This window comes from Aestuarium sp., from assembly GCF_023253315.1.
Lineage (GTDB): Bacteria > Pseudomonadota > Alphaproteobacteria > Rhodobacterales > Rhodobacteraceae > Marivivens > Marivivens donghaensis.
Window position 1 is genome coordinate 1 of sequence record NZ_JALRGW010000079.1, and the last position, 1306, is coordinate 1306.

Here is a 1306-nt window from a genome sequence, read left to right on the forward strand (position 1 = left end):
ACTCGATTTCAAGTTTTTAGTACCGGCAAGTAAAGTGTCTCCGAGATTCCAAAGATCAGCGGGTTTTTGAAAATTCTTCACGCTCGCAAGAATTTTCCTGCACGCTCGCAAGATGGCATGGCTTCTTGCGAGCCAACATGGGTCGCATTGAAACTTTGAGAACGTCTGCAGAACTTTGGGAACACTCACCGAAGGAATTTGTTATGGTGCAAATTGCAATAGTATGAACGTACCGCTATAGTATTGAAATAAAAAGCTTAAGAACCAGATTGAACTTTTTTTTAGTACTGTAGAGTAAACAATTTCAGTGAACAATGGGCAAAGTTCAAATCCAGTGCCGGTGGCCACCGAACACGGCGCGGCTGGCAATTCTGAGATACATATGCCAGTCGTATCTTTCAAAGTAGTTGCACAGTGCTCGGCCAGTGAGGATGGGCAAGAAGGAGTCCATGGCAGCGGCTCCGGGCGCGGTGGCCGCGCGGGCGGGGGTGGTTATGAATGGTAATGCATATGTTATGAATTGGAAGGCGAAGCGGTGTCAAAAATAATCTACATGATCGAATACGAAGGGGTTTCAGTCGAAATCGGAACGTTGCCGTGCCTTGGACTAGCACGCTGACTGCTATGGAGCGCACATTTGAGACTGATTATGCATATGCGCACCATTTCATCAATGGATACGAAGGCGGTGCGCGTTCTACTGCCTCTCAACTCGCTTACCCTGTCATGCGCACGGATGTTATGCAGTTTGAATGCAGAAGAGCATAATCGTCCTGGAGGTCGTTTTGCGTAATGGTGGAATGCGCACACATAATCTGGGCTATGTGAATGTATTCAAATGCCAAGAATAATGTGATAATGGCCCCGCTGGTTGTTCTGTGCTCTGCATATGCACAAATCCTGGCATCATCGTTCAGTCGACTTGAGTGAAAGACTGGCATTTCACTGTGCTCATCCATGAATGGCGTCATTTTGATCGCACATGACGGTCAATCGTTTCCTTGCATCATGGGCTACAACTTTCTCAGCAAGACCCACGCCCTGTTCGGTCTGCGTCGCATGATACGGACTGCGGCAGCATCGCTATCGCCATTCTTAATTAAAACCCTGCTGTCCCCTGTTCTCCTTAATTACCAATTAGGCGTCCTTATTGAATTGGTCAACATTAATTAAGAGGATCCAAAATTATATAGGGACCAACCGAACATCTCATTCTAGCAGCAATCTGTCAGCAAAGCTAGCACTCTCCCAGTAGTAAACATCGTGCCGGAAAATGTTCAAACGAAATCTTGACTTCGAATATTTG

1 protein-coding gene is annotated in these 1306 nt (G+C 46.4%); it reads left to right on the plus strand.

What is annotated here, in order from left to right:
• Positions 1 to 957 precede the first annotated feature (957 nt).
• Positions 958 to 1173: a hypothetical protein gene (locus AC1QQ2_RS14230; protein ID WP_479713628.1), complete on the plus strand. Its 216-nt coding sequence runs from the start codon at positions 958 to 960 to the stop codon at positions 1171 to 1173.
• Positions 1174 to 1306: the final 133 nt, after the last annotated feature.